Source organism: Pseudomonas sp. NPDC087185, from assembly GCF_044744955.1.
Taxonomy (GTDB): domain Bacteria; phylum Pseudomonadota; class Gammaproteobacteria; order Pseudomonadales; family Pseudomonadaceae; genus Aquipseudomonas.
In genome coordinates this window covers 216,251-232,068 of sequence record NZ_JBIUZK010000004.1, presented here as the reverse complement: position 1 = coordinate 232,068, position 15,818 = coordinate 216,251, and the positions used below count along the sequence as shown (strand labels likewise).

17 protein-coding genes are annotated in these 15,818 nt (G+C 63.7%); 11 read left to right on the top strand and 6 right to left on the bottom strand.

Annotated elements, in window-relative coordinates; genetic code table 11:
- Nucleotides 1-8 precede the first annotated feature (8 nt).
- Genes spoT through ACIPIJ_RS15635 form a run of 3 tightly spaced genes read left to right on the top strand, consistent with a single transcriptional unit; the run spans nt 9 to nt 3,302 of the window.
- On the top strand, nt 9-2,117 hold the full coding sequence (gene spoT, locus ACIPIJ_RS15645) for a bifunctional GTP diphosphokinase/guanosine-3',5'-bis pyrophosphate 3'-pyrophosphohydrolase (RefSeq protein ID WP_401077994.1): 2,109 nt from the start codon (nt 9-11) through the stop codon (nt 2,115-2,117).
- A 23-nt stretch (nt 2,118-2,140) separates the two neighbouring features.
- The gene (locus tag ACIPIJ_RS15640; RefSeq protein WP_043199829.1) at nt 2,141-2,521 is read left to right on the top strand and encodes a RidA family protein; all 381 of its coding nucleotides are present in this window, start codon (nt 2,141-2,143) and stop codon (nt 2,519-2,521) included.
- A gap of 55 nt (nt 2,522-2,576) precedes the next feature.
- Nucleotides 2,577-3,302: a hypothetical protein gene (locus ACIPIJ_RS15635; RefSeq protein WP_401077991.1), complete on the top strand. Its 726-nt coding sequence runs from the start codon at nt 2,577-2,579 to the stop codon at nt 3,300-3,302.
- A 137-nt stretch (nt 3,303-3,439) separates the two neighbouring features.
- Here the strand turns inward: ACIPIJ_RS15635 and ACIPIJ_RS15630 are convergent, their stop codons facing one another.
- Nucleotides 3,440-4,297: an SDR family oxidoreductase gene (locus ACIPIJ_RS15630; protein ID WP_401077989.1), complete on the bottom strand. Its 858-nt coding sequence runs from the start codon at nt 4,295-4,297 to the stop codon at nt 3,440-3,442.
- 190 nt (nt 4,298-4,487) lie between these two features.
- Here ACIPIJ_RS15630 and exbB point away from each other — a divergent pair, with 190 nt between their 5' ends.
- The 6 genes from exbB (at nt 4,488) to ACIPIJ_RS15600 (ending at nt 11,207) form a co-directional block, all read left to right on the top strand.
- Nucleotides 4,488-5,459, top strand: a complete 972-nt coding sequence (gene exbB, locus ACIPIJ_RS15625; protein WP_401077986.1) for a tonB-system energizer ExbB — start codon at nt 4,488-4,490, stop codon at nt 5,457-5,459.
- Nucleotides 5,460-5,462: 3 nt separating this feature from the next.
- On the top strand, nt 5,463-5,891 hold the full coding sequence (gene exbD, locus ACIPIJ_RS15620) for a TonB system transport protein ExbD (RefSeq protein WP_028632883.1): 429 nt from the start codon (nt 5,463-5,465) through the stop codon (nt 5,889-5,891).
- A complete protein-coding gene (locus tag ACIPIJ_RS15615; RefSeq protein WP_401077984.1) occupies nt 5,888-6,622 on the top strand; it encodes an energy transducer TonB in 735 nt (244 codons plus the stop codon). The genes exbD and ACIPIJ_RS15615 overlap by 4 nt, the downstream gene beginning before the upstream one ends.
- Before the next feature lie 94 nt (nt 6,623-6,716).
- Nucleotides 6,717-7,643 carry a hydrogen peroxide-inducible genes activator gene (locus tag ACIPIJ_RS15610; protein WP_012312115.1) on the top strand — a complete coding sequence of 309 codons (927 nt, stop codon included), beginning with the start codon at nt 6,717-6,719 and terminating at the stop codon, nt 7,641-7,643.
- A 3-nt stretch (nt 7,644-7,646) separates the two neighbouring features.
- Nucleotides 7,647-9,725: an ATP-dependent DNA helicase RecG gene (gene recG, locus ACIPIJ_RS15605; protein ID WP_401077981.1), complete on the top strand. Its 2,079-nt coding sequence runs from the start codon at nt 7,647-7,649 to the stop codon at nt 9,723-9,725.
- A 78-nt stretch (nt 9,726-9,803) separates the two neighbouring features.
- The gene (locus ACIPIJ_RS15600; protein WP_401077978.1) at nt 9,804-11,207 is read left to right on the top strand and encodes an HDOD domain-containing protein; all 1,404 of its coding nucleotides are present in this window, start codon (nt 9,804-9,806) and stop codon (nt 11,205-11,207) included.
- A gap of 109 nt (nt 11,208-11,316) precedes the next feature.
- Here ACIPIJ_RS15600 and ACIPIJ_RS15595 read toward each other — a convergent pair whose 3' ends face one another.
- From ACIPIJ_RS15595 to ACIPIJ_RS15580, 4 genes are all read right to left on the bottom strand, one after another.
- Complete coding sequence (locus tag ACIPIJ_RS15595; protein ID WP_401077975.1) at nt 11,317-11,694, bottom strand: helicase; 378 nt, start codon at nt 11,692-11,694, stop codon at nt 11,317-11,319.
- 150 nt (nt 11,695-11,844) lie between these two features.
- Nucleotides 11,845-12,144 (bottom strand): HU family DNA-binding protein, encoded by a 300-nt coding sequence (locus tag ACIPIJ_RS15590; protein ID WP_401077973.1) that lies wholly within the window; start codon nt 12,142-12,144, stop codon nt 11,845-11,847.
- A gap of 188 nt (nt 12,145-12,332) precedes the next feature.
- The gene (locus tag ACIPIJ_RS15585; RefSeq protein WP_401077971.1) at nt 12,333-13,481 is read right to left on the bottom strand and encodes an NAD(P)/FAD-dependent oxidoreductase; all 1,149 of its coding nucleotides are present in this window, start codon (nt 13,479-13,481) and stop codon (nt 12,333-12,335) included.
- Nucleotides 13,482-13,515: 34 nt separating this feature from the next.
- Nucleotides 13,516-13,683 carry a rubredoxin gene (locus tag ACIPIJ_RS15580; protein WP_274097477.1) on the bottom strand — a complete coding sequence of 56 codons (168 nt, stop codon included), beginning with the start codon at nt 13,681-13,683 and terminating at the stop codon, nt 13,516-13,518.
- A gap of 129 nt (nt 13,684-13,812) precedes the next feature.
- Here ACIPIJ_RS15580 and ACIPIJ_RS15575 point away from each other — a divergent pair, with 129 nt between their 5' ends.
- Both ACIPIJ_RS15575 and ubiA read left to right on the top strand, forming a co-directional pair.
- The gene (locus tag ACIPIJ_RS15575; RefSeq protein WP_401077969.1) at nt 13,813-14,370 is read left to right on the top strand and encodes a chorismate--pyruvate lyase family protein; all 558 of its coding nucleotides are present in this window, start codon (nt 13,813-13,815) and stop codon (nt 14,368-14,370) included.
- Nucleotides 14,370-15,260 carry a 4-hydroxybenzoate octaprenyltransferase gene (gene ubiA / locus ACIPIJ_RS15570; protein WP_401077966.1) on the top strand — a complete coding sequence of 297 codons (891 nt, stop codon included), beginning with the start codon at nt 14,370-14,372 and terminating at the stop codon, nt 15,258-15,260. Before ACIPIJ_RS15575 ends, ubiA begins: the two co-directional genes overlap by 1 nt.
- A gap of 55 nt (nt 15,261-15,315) precedes the next feature.
- On the opposite strand, the gene ACIPIJ_RS15565 is transcribed toward ubiA, so the two are convergent.
- The gene (locus tag ACIPIJ_RS15565) at nt 15,316-15,687 is read right to left on the bottom strand and encodes a hypothetical protein (protein WP_401077963.1); all 372 of its coding nucleotides are present in this window, start codon (nt 15,685-15,687) and stop codon (nt 15,316-15,318) included.
- Nucleotides 15,688-15,818: the final 131 nt, after the last annotated feature.

Sequence of the window (15,818 nt, the reverse complement as noted above, 5' to 3'; positions counted from 1 at the left end):
GTGAAACCATGCCGGGCATAGAAGCCTTAGCCGAACGGCTGTCGACCTACTTGGGCCCCGAACAGGTCAACCTGGTTCGCCGGGCCTATTTCTACGCCGAACAGGCACACGACGGGCAACGCCGCCGCAGCGGCGAGCCCTACGTGACCCATCCACTGGCCGTTGCCAGCATCCTCGCCGACATGCACATGGACCATCAAAGCTTGATGGCCGCCATGCTGCACGACGTGATCGAAGACACCGGCATTGCCAAGGAAGCCCTCAGCCAGCAGTTTGGCGAGACGGTGGCCGAGCTGGTCGATGGGGTCAGCAAGCTGACCCAGATGAACTTCGAGACCAAGGCCGAGGCGCAAGCCGAGAACTTCCAGAAAATGGCCATGGCCATGGCTCGCGATATCCGCGTGATCCTGGTCAAGCTGGCTGACCGCCTGCACAACATGCGCACCCTGGAAGTGCTGTCTGGCGAAAAACGCCGGCGCATCGCCAAGGAAACCCTCGAAATCTACGCGCCCATCGCCAACCGCCTGGGCATGCACACCGTGCGCGTGGAATTCGAAGACCTCGGCTTCAAGGCCATGCACCCGATGCGCTCGTCGCTGATCCACCGGGCGGTCAAGAGCGCACGCGGCAACCGCAAAGAGATCGTCGCCAAGATCGAGCACTCGCTGGCCAACTGCCTGGCCGCCGACGGCATCCAGGGCGAGGTCAGCGGCCGGCAGAAACACCTCTATGGCATCTACAAGAAGATGCGCGGCAAGCGCCGCGCCTTCACCGAGATCATGGACGTGTACGCGTTCCGCATCATCGTCGACAAGGTCGACACCTGCTACCGCGTGCTCGGCGCCGTGCACAACCTGTACAAGCCGCTGCCCGGGCGCTTCAAGGATTACATCGCGATCCCCAAGGCCAACGGCTACCAGTCGCTGCACACTACCCTGTTCGGCATGCATGGCGTGCCCATCGAAATCCAGATCCGCACCCGCGAGATGGAAGAGATGGCCAACAACGGCATCGCTGCGCACTGGCTGTACAAGTCCAACGACGATGAGCAGCCCAAAGGCAGCCACGCCCGTGCACGCCAGTGGGTCAAGGGCATCCTCGAACTGCAGCAGCGTGCCGGCAACTCGCTGGAATTCATCGAGAGCGTGAAGATCGACCTGTTCCCGGACGAGGTCTACGTGTTCACGCCCAAAGGCCGGATCATGGAGCTGCCCAAAGGCTCCACCGCCGTCGACTTTGCCTACGCGGTGCACACCGATGTCGGCAACAGCTGCATCGCCTGCCGCATCAACCGCCGCCTGGCGCCGCTGTCCGAGCCGCTGCAGAGCGGCTCGACGGTCGAGATCGTCAGCGCCCCGGGCGCACGGCCGAACCCGGCCTGGCTCAACTTCGTGGTCACCGGCAAGGCGCGCACGCACATCCGTCACGCCCTCAAGCAGCAGCGTCGCTCCGAGTCGATCAGCCTTGGCGAGCGTCTGCTGAACAAGGTGCTGACCGGCTTCGACAGCAGCCTGGAGAAGATCCCCCAGGAACGCATCAACGCGATCCTCGCCGAATACCGCCTGGAGCTGATCGAAGACCTGCTCGAAGACATCGGCCTGGGCAACCGCATGGCCTATGTGGTCGCCCGTCGCCTGCTGTCGGCCGAAGGCGAACAGCTGCCGGCGCCGGAAGGCCCGCTGGCGATCCGCGGTACCGAAGGCCTGGTACTCAGCTACGCCAAGTGCTGCACGCCGATCCCGGGCGACCCGATCGTCGGCCACCTGTCGGCGGGCAAGGGCATGGTCGTGCACCTGGAGAACTGCCGCAACATCAGTGAAATCCGCCACAACCCCGAGAAATGCGTGCAGCTCTCGTGGGCCAAGGACATCACCGGCGAATTCAATGTCGAGTTGCGTGTCGAGCTGGAACACCAGCGTGGCCTGATCGCCCTGCTGGCCAGCAGCGTCAACGCCGCCGACGGCAATATCGAGAAGATCAGCATGGATGAACGCGACGGCCGCATCAGCGTTGTCCAACTGGTGGTCAGCGTGCACGACCGCGTGCACCTGGCTCGTGTGATCAAGAAGCTGCGTACGCTGACCGGCGTGGTCCGCATCACCCGCATGCGTACGTAGTCCGCCAACCGCAAGGAGTCATCATGAGCAAGACCGTCATCAACAGCGACAAGGCCCCTGCCGCTATCGGCACCTACTCTCAGGCGATCAAGGCCGGCAACACCGTGTACATGTCGGGCCAGATCCCGCTGGACCCGAAGACCATGGAGCTGGTCGAAGGCTTCGAAGCCCAGACCGTGCAGGTGTTCGAGAACCTCAAATCGGTTGCCGAAGCCGCTGGCGGTTCGTTCAAGGACATCGTCAAGCTGAACATCTTCCTCACCGACCTGAGCCACTTCGCCAAGGTCAACGAGGTGATGGGCCGCTACTTCGAGCAGCCGTACCCAGCCCGCGCCGCCATTGGCGTTGCCGCGCTGCCGAAAGGCGCCCAGGTCGAAATGGACGCCATCCTGGTCATCGAGTGATGCCGCAGGTGACGGGCGCCCTGCCCGTCACCCTCCTGTTCAAGGTTACCCCACCATGCGTCAAGCACTGCCTCTCGCGCTGGCAGCCCTGCTTCTGAGCGGCTGCGCCAGCCACAAACCTGAAGATTTCAACGGCACCTGGATCAACCAGGACGCCATCAACGCCGCCGTCAAAGGTGGCAGCCTGCGCCAAGCCCTGAACGAACACGGCCCGGTGTTCGAGTGGAAACTCGACGTGGCCAACCAGCGGGCCAGCTACAGCAATGGTTTCGAGGCCGCTGATGGCCAATTGAGCGCCAGCGACAAGCAATGGCAGGCCAGCTTCCAGGGTGGCCAGACCGAATTGCTGGCGCTGGATGGCAACGCCCTGAAAGCCAGCGACGCTTCCGGTACCGAGCAGACCTTCGTGCGCAGCAAGCAGCCAGGCAATACGCCGCTGGGCGGCAGCTTCGAAAAGGCGCTGTACCAGGCGTACCTGGGTGGTGAGTGGAAGATCGTCGAAGGGGAAGGCAAAGGTAGCGTGGTGCGTTTCGCCGACAACGGCGGCGTGACCGGCCTGCCCGGCCCGGACCGCTATGCCCTGTGCCTGGCGGGCGACTGCGCCAGCATGGGCGGCAGCAACGACAGCCTGTGGCTGGAGCGCAACCAGCGCGGCGCGCCGTTCATCTTCAAGCGCGACGACGACAAGCTGGAGATTTTCCAGGCGGTGAACCGTGCGCAGCCGGATGAGATGCCTGAACTGGCAGCCGGTGCTCGACAGTGGGTGCTGGAGAAGGACTGACTCAAGCCCCGCCTGACTTCACAGGCCTCATCGCCGGCAAGTCGGCTCCCACAGTTACAGTGCGGGCCTGAGGCCTGACACTGCCCAGAGTGGGAGCCAATTTGCCGGCAATAGCGCCAGCAGGCACACAGCAGGTTTCAGCCTTCGCCTTTCAGGATGGCCGCGTACCCTTCTTTGTAACTAGCATACTGCGGCACCCAGCCCAATGCCCGCACCCGGGCATTGCTGCAGCGCTTGCTGCCGGTGCGGCGCACCCGCTGCTCATCGGACCATCCGGTAACGCCCATATACGCCCGCAGCCAGGCCACCACATCGGCCAGCGGCGCCGGGTCGTCATCCACACCGATATAGCAATCGTCCAGCGCCACGCCGTCGGCGTCGGCTTGTAGCAGGAAAGCCAGCAGGCTTGCAGCATCCTCGGCATGAATACGGTTGCCGTACAGCGGCGGCTCTTCGGCCACCCGGTAGCCTTGGCGTACCTGGCTGAGCAGCCACTCACGCCCCGGCCCATAAATGCCGGTCAAGCGCACCACGCTGGCAGGCATACCGCTGGCTAGCGCCAAGCGTTCGGCTTGGAGCATGACACGCCCCGAATAGCCTTCCGGTTCGGTAGGCGCTGCCTCATCGACCCACTGCCCATCTTTTTGCGCAAACACGCTGCTGCTCGATACGAACAACAAGCGTCGTGGGTGCTGGCCACGCTTGGCCAGCCACGCCAGCACATGACGCAAACCCTCGACGTAAGCAGACTGGTAACCAGCCTCATCATGTTGGCTGGCGGCTACGCAGTACACCAGGTAATCCGGCGCGCGCTGCGGCCAGGCATGCGGCATGGCAGGGTCGGCGAGGTCGGCAGCGACCGGCAAAACCCCTCGCGGAAGCTGTTCGACCGAGCGGCGCAGGCCGCTGACTTGCCAGCCACGGGCCAGCAGCTGGCGGGCCAGTCGGCCGCCGACATCGCCACAACCCACGATCATTGCGCAAAGGTCTGACATCACAAAACTCCCTAGACCAAAGGTTCAGGCTAGCCGGATTACACGATAGTCGGCTAGGCCACAGGCGAAAAAAGCAACAAGATTACTTTTGTTAACAAGAATTACTTGCAATAATGGCACCCCTATCTGTTCTCGGCCTATCTCGAGGCCTTGGAGAACATTCACTTTTTCTTCATCAGGTCCGGCCAGCATGACACGTACTCAACCTTCCGCTTCGCCAACCCCGTCGCGTGCCTGGCGCGCCATCGCCGCGCTGATGTTCAGCCTGGTGCTGGCCCCGGTGGCCATGGCCGATGAGCCGACCGCCAACGCCAGTACCCCCGCTGCGGCAACCGCCCCGGCTGCCCCGGCCGCGGAAGGCCAGGCACCTGCCGCCGGCGGTCAAGTCGCCACGCCGGTTGACGCACCTGCAGCTGCAGACCCAAGCGTCGAAGCGCTGGTCGAAGACACCTCGCTGGGCATGGCGCACGACCTGTCGCCATGGGGCATGTACAAGAACGCCGACATCGTTGTGAAGATCGTCATGATCGGCCTGGCCATCGCCTCCATCATCACTTGGACCATCTGGATCGCCAAAGGCTTCGAGCTGATGGGCGCCAAGCGTCGCCTGCGTGGCGAGATCGCCCAGCTGAAAAAGTCCGCGAGCCTTAAAGAAGCCAGCGATGTCTCCAACAAGGAAGGCACCCTGGCCCACACCCTGGTGCACGATGCCCTCGAAGAGATGCGCCTGTCGGCCAACGCCCGCGAAAAAGAAGGCATCAAGGAGCGCGTGAGCTTCCGCCTGGAGCGCCTGGTGCACGCCAGCGGCCGCAACATGAGCAACGGCACCGGCGTTCTCGCCACCATCGGTTCCACCGCGCCGTTCGTCGGCCTGTTCGGTACCGTGTGGGGCATCATGAACAGCTTCATCGGCATCGCCAAGACCCAGACCACCAACCTGGCTGTCGTTGCTCCAGGTATCGCCGAAGCCTTGCTGGCCACCGCCCTGGGCCTGGTCGCGGCAATCCCGGCCGTGGTCATCTACAACGTCTTCGCCCGCTCCATCGCCGGTTACAAGGCACAGGTGTCCGACGCATCGGCGCAGGTCCTGCTGCTGGTCAGCCGTGACCTCGACCACCAGGGCAGCGAGCGCGCCGCCCCGCACATGGTGAAAGTGGGGTAAGCCATGGGCCTGCATCTCAACGAAGGTGGCGACGACCTCGCCGAAAACCACGAAATCAACGTCACGCCGTTCATCGACGTGATGCTGGTACTGCTCATCATCTTCATGGTTGCCGCGCCTCTGGCCACCGTCGACATCAAGGTCGACCTGCCGGCCTCGACCGCCAAACCGGCGCCCCGGCCCGAAAAACCGGTGTTCGTCAGCGTCAAGGCCGACCAGAAGCTGTACGTCGGCGACGATCAGGTACCTGCCCCCGACCGCCTTGGCCCGATGCTCGACGCCAAGACCAAGGGTGACAAGGAAACCACCATCTTCTTCCAGGCCGACAAAGGCGTGGATTACGGTGACCTGATGGAAGTAATGAACAACATGCGCGCGGCCGGCTACCTCAAGGTCGGTCTGGTAGGTCTCGAGACGGCAGCCAAGAAATGACGAAAACGCGCTCAAACATGGCGCGCTACGGCGGCAGCCTGGCGATCGTGCTGGGCGTGCACGTGGTCGCTGTGCTGCTGACGCTCAACTGGTCGGTGCCCCAGGCCATCGAGCTGCCCCCGGCAGCCATGATGGTCGAGTTGGCACCGCTGCCCGAGCCCGCACCGCCGCCACCACCCAAGGCTGCCCCACAGCCGCCGGCAGAGGTTGAAGAACCGCCGCTGCCCAAGCTGGTCGAGGCGCCGAAACCGAAGATCGCCATCGCCAAGCCGCCCAAGCCGAAGCCCAAGCCTCAACCGCCAAAGCCTGAGAAGAAGCCTGAGCCGCCGAAGGATGAGCCACCGGCCAAGGAACAAGTGGTCGATACGCCGCCAAGCAACACGCCACCGCAGAAGTCGGCGGCACCGGCACCGAGCATCGCCTCCAACAGCCAAGCGTTGCCGACCTGGCAAAGCGACCTGCTGCGCCACCTGGCGAAGTACAAGCGCTACCCGGAAGACGCGCGCCGTCGCGGCCTGCAGGGCATCAACCGCCTGCGTTTCGTGGTCGACGCCGAAGGCAAGGTGGTTTCGTACTCGATGGCCGGCGGTTCCGGTAGCGCAGCACTGGACCGGGCAACCCTGGAAATGATCCGCCGGGCCGGTACCGTACCCAAGCCGCCAGCGGAGTTGCTGAACAATGGCACGATCGAAGTAGTGGCACCGTTCGTCTACTCGCTGGACCGTCGCTGATACTTTTGTTTCTGTCACAAATAGGCAAGTCTGATAACGTGCGTCTATCGATTGCAGCCGCTATGCTGGGCTCGCAACTTCATGGACGCACGTTATGACCCTCACAGAATTACGCTACATCGTCACCCTCGCCCAGGAGCAGCACTTCGGCCACGCCGCCGAGCGTTGCCACGTCAGCCAGCCGACCCTGTCCGTCGGTGTGAAGAAGCTTGAGGACGAGCTTGGCGTGCTGATCTTCGAGCGCAGCAAGAGCGCGGTGCGCCTGACCCCGGTCGGCGAAAGCATCGTGGCCCAGGCGCAGAAGGTGCTGGAGCAGGCCCAGGGTATCCGCGAGCTGGCCCAGGCAGGCAAAAACCAGCTGACCGCCCCGCTCAAGGTCGGCGCCATCTATACCGTCGGCCCTTACCTGTTCCCGCACCTGATCCCGCAGCTGCACCGCGTGGCGCCGCAGATGCCGCTGTACATCGAAGAAAACTTCACCCACGTGCTGCGCGAAAAACTGCGCAACGGCGAACTGGACGCGGTGATCATCGCCCTGCCGTTCAACGAAGCCGACGTGCTGACCCTGCCGCTGTACGATGAGCCATTCTGTGCCCTGATGCCCGCCGACCACCCGTGGACGGCGAAGAAGACCATCGACACCGCCATGCTCAACGACAAGAGCCTGCTGTTGCTCGGCGAGGGCCACTGCTTCCGTGACCAGGTCCTGGAAGCCTGCCCGACGCTGAACAAAGGCGGCGAAGGTGCCAAGCACACCACGGTCGAGTCCAGCTCATTGGAAACTATTCGCCACATGGTCGCCTCGGGCCTTGGCGTGTCGATCCTGCCGCTGTCGGCGGTGCACAGCCACCATTACGCGCCGGGGGTCATCGAAGTGCGTCCGCTTACCGCGCCGGCACCGTTCCGTACCGTCGCCATCGCCTGGCGCGCCAGCTTCCCGCGGCCGAAGGCTATCGAGATCCTTGCCGACTCGATCCGTCTCTGTTCGGTCGCCAAGCCCGCTGTGGAACAACCGGCCTGAGTCATGACTGAGTTGTCGAAGGTCTCGGTCACCGCGCTCAAGGGCGTCGGCGAAGCCATGGCGGAAAAACTCGCCAAGGTCGGCCTGGAAAACCTGCAGGACGTGCTGTTCCACCTGCCCCTGCGCTACCAGGACCGCACCCGCGTGGTGCCCATCGGCGCCTTGCGCCCAGGCCAGGATGCAGTGATCGAAGGGGTGGTCAGTGGCGCCGATGTGACCATGGGCAAGCGGCGCAGCCTGGTGGTCCGCCTGGGTGATGGCAGCGGCGTGCTCAGCCTGCGCTTCTACCATTTCAGCAATGCGCAGAAGGAAGGCCTCAAGCGCGGCACCCACCTGCGCTGCTACGGCGAAGCTCGCCCTGGCGCGTCGGGCCTGGAAATCTACCACCCGGAGTACCGCGCGCTGAATGGCGACGAGCCGCCGCCCCCGGTCGAGCAGACCCTGACGCCAATCTACCCGTCCACCGAAGGCCTCACCCAGCAGCGCCTGCGCCTGCTCTGCCAGCAGAGCCTGGGCATGCTTGGCCCGCGCAGCCTGCCGGACTGGCTGCCGGACGAACTGGCTCGGGACTATCACCTGGCGCCGCTGGACGACGCTATCCGCTACCTGCACAACCCGCCGGCCGATGCCGACCTCGATGAACTGGCCGAGGGGCAGCACTGGGCCCAGCATCGCCTGGCGTTCGAAGAGCTGCTGACTCACCAGCTGTCGCAGCAGCGCCTGCGTGAGAGCCTGCGCAGTCTGCGCGCCCCCGTTTTGCCCAAGGCCCAGCGCCTGCAGGCGCAATACCTGGCCAACCTGGGCTTCAAGCCGACCGGCGCCCAACAGCGTGTGGCCAATGAGATCGCCTACGACCTCAGCCAGCACGAGCCGATGCTGCGCCTGGTACAAGGCGATGTCGGTGCCGGCAAGACCGTGGTAGCCGCCCTGGCCGCGCTGCAGGCGCTGGAAGCCGGGTACCAGGTCGCCCTGATGGCACCCACCGAGATCCTCGCCGAGCAGCACTACATCACCTTCAAGCGCTGGCTCGAACCGCTGGGCCTGGAAGTCGCCTGGCTGGCCGGCAAGCTCAAGGGCAAGGCCCGCGCCAGCGCCCTGGAGCAGATCGCCAACGGCGCACCGATGGTGGTCGGCACCCACGCACTGTTCCAGGACGAAGTGCAGTTCAAGCACCTGGCCCTGGCGATCATCGACGAGCAGCACCGTTTCGGCGTGCAGCAACGCCTGGCCCTGCGCAAGAAGGGTGTCGCCGGCGAACTGTGCCCGCACCAGCTGATCATGACCGCCACGCCAATCCCGCGGACCCTGGCCATGAGCGCCTACGCCGACCTCGACACCTCGGTGCTCGACGAACTGCCGCCAGGGCGTACGCCGGTGAACACCGTGCTGGTGGTCGACAGCCGCCGCTTCGAAGTGGTCGAGCGGGTGCGCGCAGCGTGTGCCGAGGGGCGCCAGGCCTACTGGGTGTGTACCCTGATCGAGGAATCCGAAGAGCTCACCTGCCAGGCCGCCGAAAGCACCTATGAAGAGCTTGGCAGCGCCTTGGGCGAGTTGCGCGTGGGCCTGATCCACGGGCGCATGAAGCCTGCGGAAAAGGCTGCGGTGATGGCCGAGTTCAAGCAAGGCAACCTGCAACTGCTGGTTGCCACCACGGTGATCGAGGTGGGTGTGGACGTGCCCAATGCCAGCCTGATGATCATCGAAAACCCCGAGCGCCTGGGCCTGGCCCAGTTGCACCAGCTGCGCGGCCGGGTTGGCCGGGGCAGCGCGGTGAGCCACTGCGTGCTGCTGTATCATCCGCCTTTGTCGCAAATCGGCCGCGAACGCCTGGGGATCATGCGTGAAACCAACGACGGCTTCATCATCGCCGAAAAGGACCTTGAGCTGCGCGGCCCTGGTGAGATGCTTGGCACCCGCCAGACCGGCCTGCTGCAATTCAAGGTCGCCGACCTCATGCGTGATGCCGACCTGTTGCCAGCCGTGCGCGATGCCGCCCAGGCGTTGATCGCCCGCTGGCCGGAACATGTCAGCCCGCTACTCGATCGTTGGCTGCGCCACGGCCAGCAATATGGCCAAGTGTGACGCCAGTACCAGAATGGATCCAGCTTTGCGACCAGACTGGTTATACTTCGCGTTTAAAAGAATCAGTGGATACGGACCATGACTGAAGCTGCCCTGGACACCGCAACCCCACGCGCACCGTCTGTCATCCGGCTGTTGCTCGAAAAACTGGGCGTAGCCTACCGCGAGGTGCCAGAGCACCCGCAACTGCCAGCCGCCTCGCGGGTGCAGGCGATCCTGCTCGACGACGAGATCGGCGCATTGATGGTGCTGTTCCCGCAGAGCAAACTGCTCGACCTCAACCGCCTGGAAGAGCTGACCGGCCGCAAGCTCAAGGCCGTGCCGGTGGCACGCCTGAAGCAGATGCTCGACAAGCACCAGCTCAAGGCACTGCCGGCCATCCCGGCCCTGACCAGCTCGCCCTGCCTGTATGAAGGCAAGTTGCTCGAAGCCGAACGGCTGCTGATCCAGTCGGGCGAAGCCGGGCTGTTGCTGGAAATCGTGCAGGAAGACTTCAAGCGCATGCTGAAAAAGGCCAGCGCTGGCAGCTTCGGCCAACCGGTCCGGGAAATCCGCCCCAACCTCGACCGCCCGGATGACGACTCCAAAGAGATCACCCAGGCAGTCCAGGCGTTCACTGCCCGGCGCATTCAGAAGCGCCTGGAAGAAACCATCGAAATCCCTCCGCTGGCCGACACCGCGCAGAAGATCATCAAGCTGCGGGTCGACCCGAACGCCAGTATCGATGACATCACCGGCGTGGTCGAAACCGACCCGGCACTCGCCGCACAGGTAGTCAGCTGGGCCGCCTCGCCCTACTACGCCTCACCCGGCAAGATCCGTTCGGTGGAAGATGCCATCGTCCGCGTGCTGGGCTTCGACCTGGTGATCAACCTGGCCCTGGGACTGGCGCTGGGCAAGACCCTGAGCCTGCCCAAGGACCAGCCGCAGCAGGCCACGCCGTACTGGCAGCAATCGATCTACACCGCCGCGATCATCGAAGGCCTCACCCGCGCCATGCCGCGTGCGGAGCGCCCCGAGGCTGGCCTGACCTACCTGGCCGGGCTGCTGCACAACTTCGGTTACCTGCTGCTGGCGCACGTGTTCCCGCCGCACTTCTCGTTGATCTGCCGCCATCTGGAGGTCAACCCGCACCTGTGCCACACCTATGTCGAACAGCACCTGCTGGGCATCAGCCGCGAGCAGATCGGTGCCTGGCTGATGAACCTGTGGGACATGCCGGAAGAGCTGCAGACCGCGCTGCGCTTCCAGCATGACCCGGCGTATGACGGCAAGTACGCGGCCTACCCCAACCTGGTGTGCCTGGCGACACGCCTGCTGCGTTCGCGCGGCATCGGTTCGGGGCCGCAGGAAGCGATCCCTGACGAGTTGCTGGAGCGTTTGGGGATTACCCGCGAGAAGGCCGAAGAGGTGGTGAACAAAGTATTGGAGGCCGAAAGCCTGCTGCGCGAGCTGGCTTCGCAGTTCAACGCACCTCACTGAACCCCCTGCCCTGTGGGAGCGGGTTCACCCGCGAATGCCTCGGTGGATTCACTGCCGCATTCGCGGGTAAAGCCGCTCCCACAGGTCAGGTGTCAGCTTCAGAGATCTATCAGCCTTTCTTCTTTTTGGGTTTCAGGTACTTCATCAGCCCCTGGAACCACATCACCAGCGCCGGATTACCCTTGATCTGGATGCTCTTGTCCTGAATGCCCTGCATGAACGCCAGCTGCTTGTTGCTCGCCTGCATCGTGGCGAAACCGTAAGCGGCGTCTTTGAAGGCAATGGCAAAGGCCGGCTGAGGGTGGCTGCCACCCTTGCTGCTGATGCGCTCGCCGCTGACAGTAAAGTGCCGGGCAACCTTGCCGTCCAGGGTCTGCATCTGGAACACCAGGTCTTTGTCTTTCAGCTGCTGCTGGAAAGCCGGGTTGTTGCGGCTGGCCCTGGCCATCAACAGCCCCATGGCCCAGAGAAGAAAGCGAAACTTCATCAACGCGCCTCGAATGAAATATGACTGAAGCGCGCAGTTTAGCCTTTTCTTGAACTATTTATGCAATTTCGCTGCACGTTACCTGCAGAAAGCACAGCGGGCGCCCTTAGGCGCCCGCTCGGACAGAGGCTGAGGGGTTTCAGGCGTCGATCACTTGCCCTTCTTGGCCGGCTTGGCGGGCACGTTGACGCTGTCGCGCAGGTTCTTGCCTGGCTTGAAGGCAACCGTGTTGCTGGCCTTGATCTTCACCGGCTCACCGGTCTGTGGATTTTTACCGGTGCGGGCACCACGATGGCGTTTTTCAAAGGTGCCGAAACCGACCAGGGTGACAGTGTCCTTGTCCAGGGCACCGGTAATGCTGTCGAGAATCGCGTTCAGCACAAGATTGGCCTTTTCCTTGGTCAGATCGGCCTTTTCGGCGATGACGGCGGCGAGTTCTGGTTTACGCATAGTGAAGCCTCTTTGACGGGATTTCTTGTTGTTATTGCCGTGCTGCCATGACAGCAGCGTTCAAGGCACCGCAGGCTCTAAACTGCGGCAGACGGAAGTGAGAATGGCACGCTCATCGGGGCCGCGCCAGTATCTGCACGGCCATTGTGCGGGCAACAGCAGGGTAAATCCGACAGAACGCCCTCTGTTTATGCCATGAGCGCAGGGAGCTGCCGATTCAACGCCAGTTTTTCCATCACTGCGCTGCCGGTCAGGGCGTAGCCCAACAACTGGCCGTCGGCAGCGTGGCAGAGCACTTTCAGGTCACTGCCCTGCCCTTCTACCTGCCAGTTACCTTCACGGCCTTGGGGCGGTGGCGACACCACCAATGGGCAAGCCGGCGTTTTCACGGTGATGGGCATCGGGCCATAGCTGACGTGGGTGGGGTTGCCGGCCAGTGTCTGGGCCAGGGCACGCGCGCACGCCATCAGCGGCATCACGTAAAGCAGGTTGATGCCTTCGACCTCGGCGCAATCGCCCAACGCGAAGATATTGCCGTGCGAGGTGCGCAGTTGGCGGTCCACGACCACGCCGCGATTGGTTTGCAGGCCGGCGGCGGCAGCCAGGTCAGTGCGCGGGCGCAGGCCGATGGCCGACACCACCAGGTCACAGGCGATGACGCTGCCATCGGACAGGTGCGCCTCCAACCCTTCGCCTACCGAGTCCAGGCGCGTCAGCACCGGGCCCAGGTGAAAGCGCACACCCAGGCCTTGCAGCCCGGCCTGCACGGCCGCCGCTGCGGCGGGGTGCAGCAGGGTCGGCATGACCTGTTCGCACGGTGCCACCACCTCGACCTGGAAGCCGCCCAGGCTCATGTCGTTGGCGAACTCGCAGCCGATCAACCCGGCGCCAAGGATCAATACCCGTTGCTTGCCTGCCGCCGCGGCACGGAACCGCGCGTAGTCTTCCAGGTCGTTGATCGGGAACACACGGTCGGCACCGTCGCCTTCGACCGGCACCTGCACGGTCTGCGCGCCCCAGGCCAGTACCAGGTCGCGGTACTCCACCGCCTCCTCACCGACCCACAGGCGCTTGTGCCCCGGGTCGATGCCGCTGATGCGGGTATGCGTGCGGATTTCGGCCTTCAGCTGCGCGGCCATGGCGCCCGGCTCAGCCATGCACAGGCCGTCGGCGTCCTTCTGTTTGGCGAAGCCGGTGGAGAGCATGGGTTTGGAATAGGAGCGGCCGTCGTCAGCGGTAATCAGCAGCAGCGGCGTCTCGCCATCGAGCTTGCGAAATTCGCGGGCCAGGTTATAGCCGGCAAGGCCAGTACCGATGATGACCACGGGGGACGTCATGTCGTGCATTCCTCTTGTTTGAACGGTGTTGCGATCAGCCGATGGCGATCATTTCGAAGTCACTCTTGCCAACGCCGCAGTCGGGGCACAGCCAGTCTTGCGGCACATCTTCCCAGCGGGTGCCCGGCTCGATGCCATCGTCCGGCCAGCCTTCGGCTTCGTCATAGATCAGGCCACACACAATACATTGCCACTTCTTCATCGGTTCGGGTTCCTCGTTACAGGCCGGGCTTTGTTATTGGGGCTTACCGCCCTTTCGCGGGCATTATGCAAGCAGTGGGGCAATGATGCTAAGCTCGCCGCCTCTCTGGCTGTAACAAAGCATACCGACGTGTCGTACGAATCCCCGCAAGCAGCCGCTGTCGCGTGGCTGCCGTATTCACAGCTGGCGACCCCTATCGACCAGCCTACTCTCGACTGGCTGTTCGACGAAGGTTCCCTGACTCGCCGCCTGACCCGCCTGTCCCACGATCACTTCAGCGTCACCCCTCTGTTCGAGGGCTGGCAGCCGCTGCGTGATGACGAATGCCTGGCCCTGGGCATCGCGCCGGGCGCCGAAGGCTGGGTGCGCGAAGTGTACCTGCGTGGCCATGGCCAGCCGTGGGTGTTCGCCCGCAGCGTGGCCAGCCGCGCCGCGCTGGAACGCGGTGGCCTGGACTTGGAAAGCCTGGGTAGCCGTTCGCTGGGCGAATTGCTGTTCTGCGACCAGGCGTTCATCCGCCACCCCCTCGAAGTGTGCACTTACCCACAGGCCTGGCTGCCTGGCGAAGCGGCTCATGAGGGCTTATGGGGCCGGCGTTCGCGCTTCGAGCGCGACGGCCTCGACCTGCTGGTGGCCGAAGTGTTCCTGCCGGCCTTGTGGCACGCGGCCAAGGAGGACAACCGCTGATGTACCTGCAACTGCTCAAGTCGCTTAACCGTGTGCACCCGCGCGCCTGGGACTTCGTCCAGCTCAGCCGCATGGACCGGCCGATCGGCATCTACCTGCTGCTGTGGCCGACCTTGTCAGCCGTGTGGATTGCCGGGCACGGCTCGCCGACCTTCGCCAACGTGCTGATCTTCGGCCTGGGCGTGGTGCTGATGCGCGCCGCGGGTTGCTGCATCAACGATTTCGCCGACCGCAAGGTCGATGGCCACGTCAAACGCACCGCTGACCGCCCGTTGGCCAGTGGCCGGGTCAAGCCGCGCGAGGCGCTGGCGTTGTTCGCCCTCCTGGTGGCGGTGAGCTTCCTGCTGGTGCTGTGCACCAACAGCCAGACCGTGTGGCTGTCGTTCGGCGCGGTGGCCCTGGCGTTCTGCTACCCGTTCATGAAGCGCTACACCTATTACCCGCAGGTGGTGCTGGGCGCGGCGTATTCCTGGGGTATTCCCATGGCCTTCACCGCCGCCGGCGGCGAGCTGCCGGCCATTGCCTGGCTGCTGTACATCGCCAACCTGCTGTGGACCGTGGGCTATGACACCTACTACGCCATGGTCGACCGTGACGATGACCTGAAAATCGGCGTGAAATCGACCGCTATCCTGTTCGGCGAGGCCGATCGGGTGATCATCCTGACCCTGCAACTGCTGTCACTGGGCTGCTTGTTGCTGGCGGGTAGCCGCTTCGAGCTGGGGGGCTGGTTCCACCTTGGGCTGCTGGGCGCGGCACTGTGCTTTGCCTGGGAGTTCTGGTCGACGCGCAAGCTGGACCGCGAGTCGTGCTTCAAGGCGTTTCTGCACAATCACTGGGCGGGGTTGCTGATTTTCATGGGTGTGGTGCTGGACTACGCATTGCGCTGATTACAGCTGAACCTGTGGGGGCGGGCTTGCCCGCTCCCACAGGTTATCTGGCGTTCTAAGGCTTGGCGATATGCCAGACATCCTTCACGCCATCACCGGTCTTGTCCCCGGCTTTCTTGTCCTTGATGAAGGTATACAGCGGCTTGCCATCGTAGGCCCACTGCATCGAGCCATCATCGCGCGTTACATGCGTCCATTTGTCTTTGGGCGCTTCATCATCCTTCTTGACCATCAGCGGCGGCCAGTTGGTAGCGCACTCGCCATTGCACACCGACTTGCCGCCAGCGTCCTTGTCGAAGGTGTACAGCGTCATGCCGTTGTGATCGACCCACATGCCGTCCTTTTCCATCGCATGGTGGGCAGACGCTACCCCGGGCAGCGCCAGTGCAGCGAAAAGGGCCATCCAGCTCAGCGTGTGTCGTGTCATTGGAATCACCATAAATTCGGGGTGGAATGAGTTCAGGTTGCCGTCGCGGCGGCCTTTTGAAGCCTAGCCCAGTCATGCAATGTCGCCAGAACGGCCAACGCCCTGTCACACAGCTGCAATAATTCCGTTAT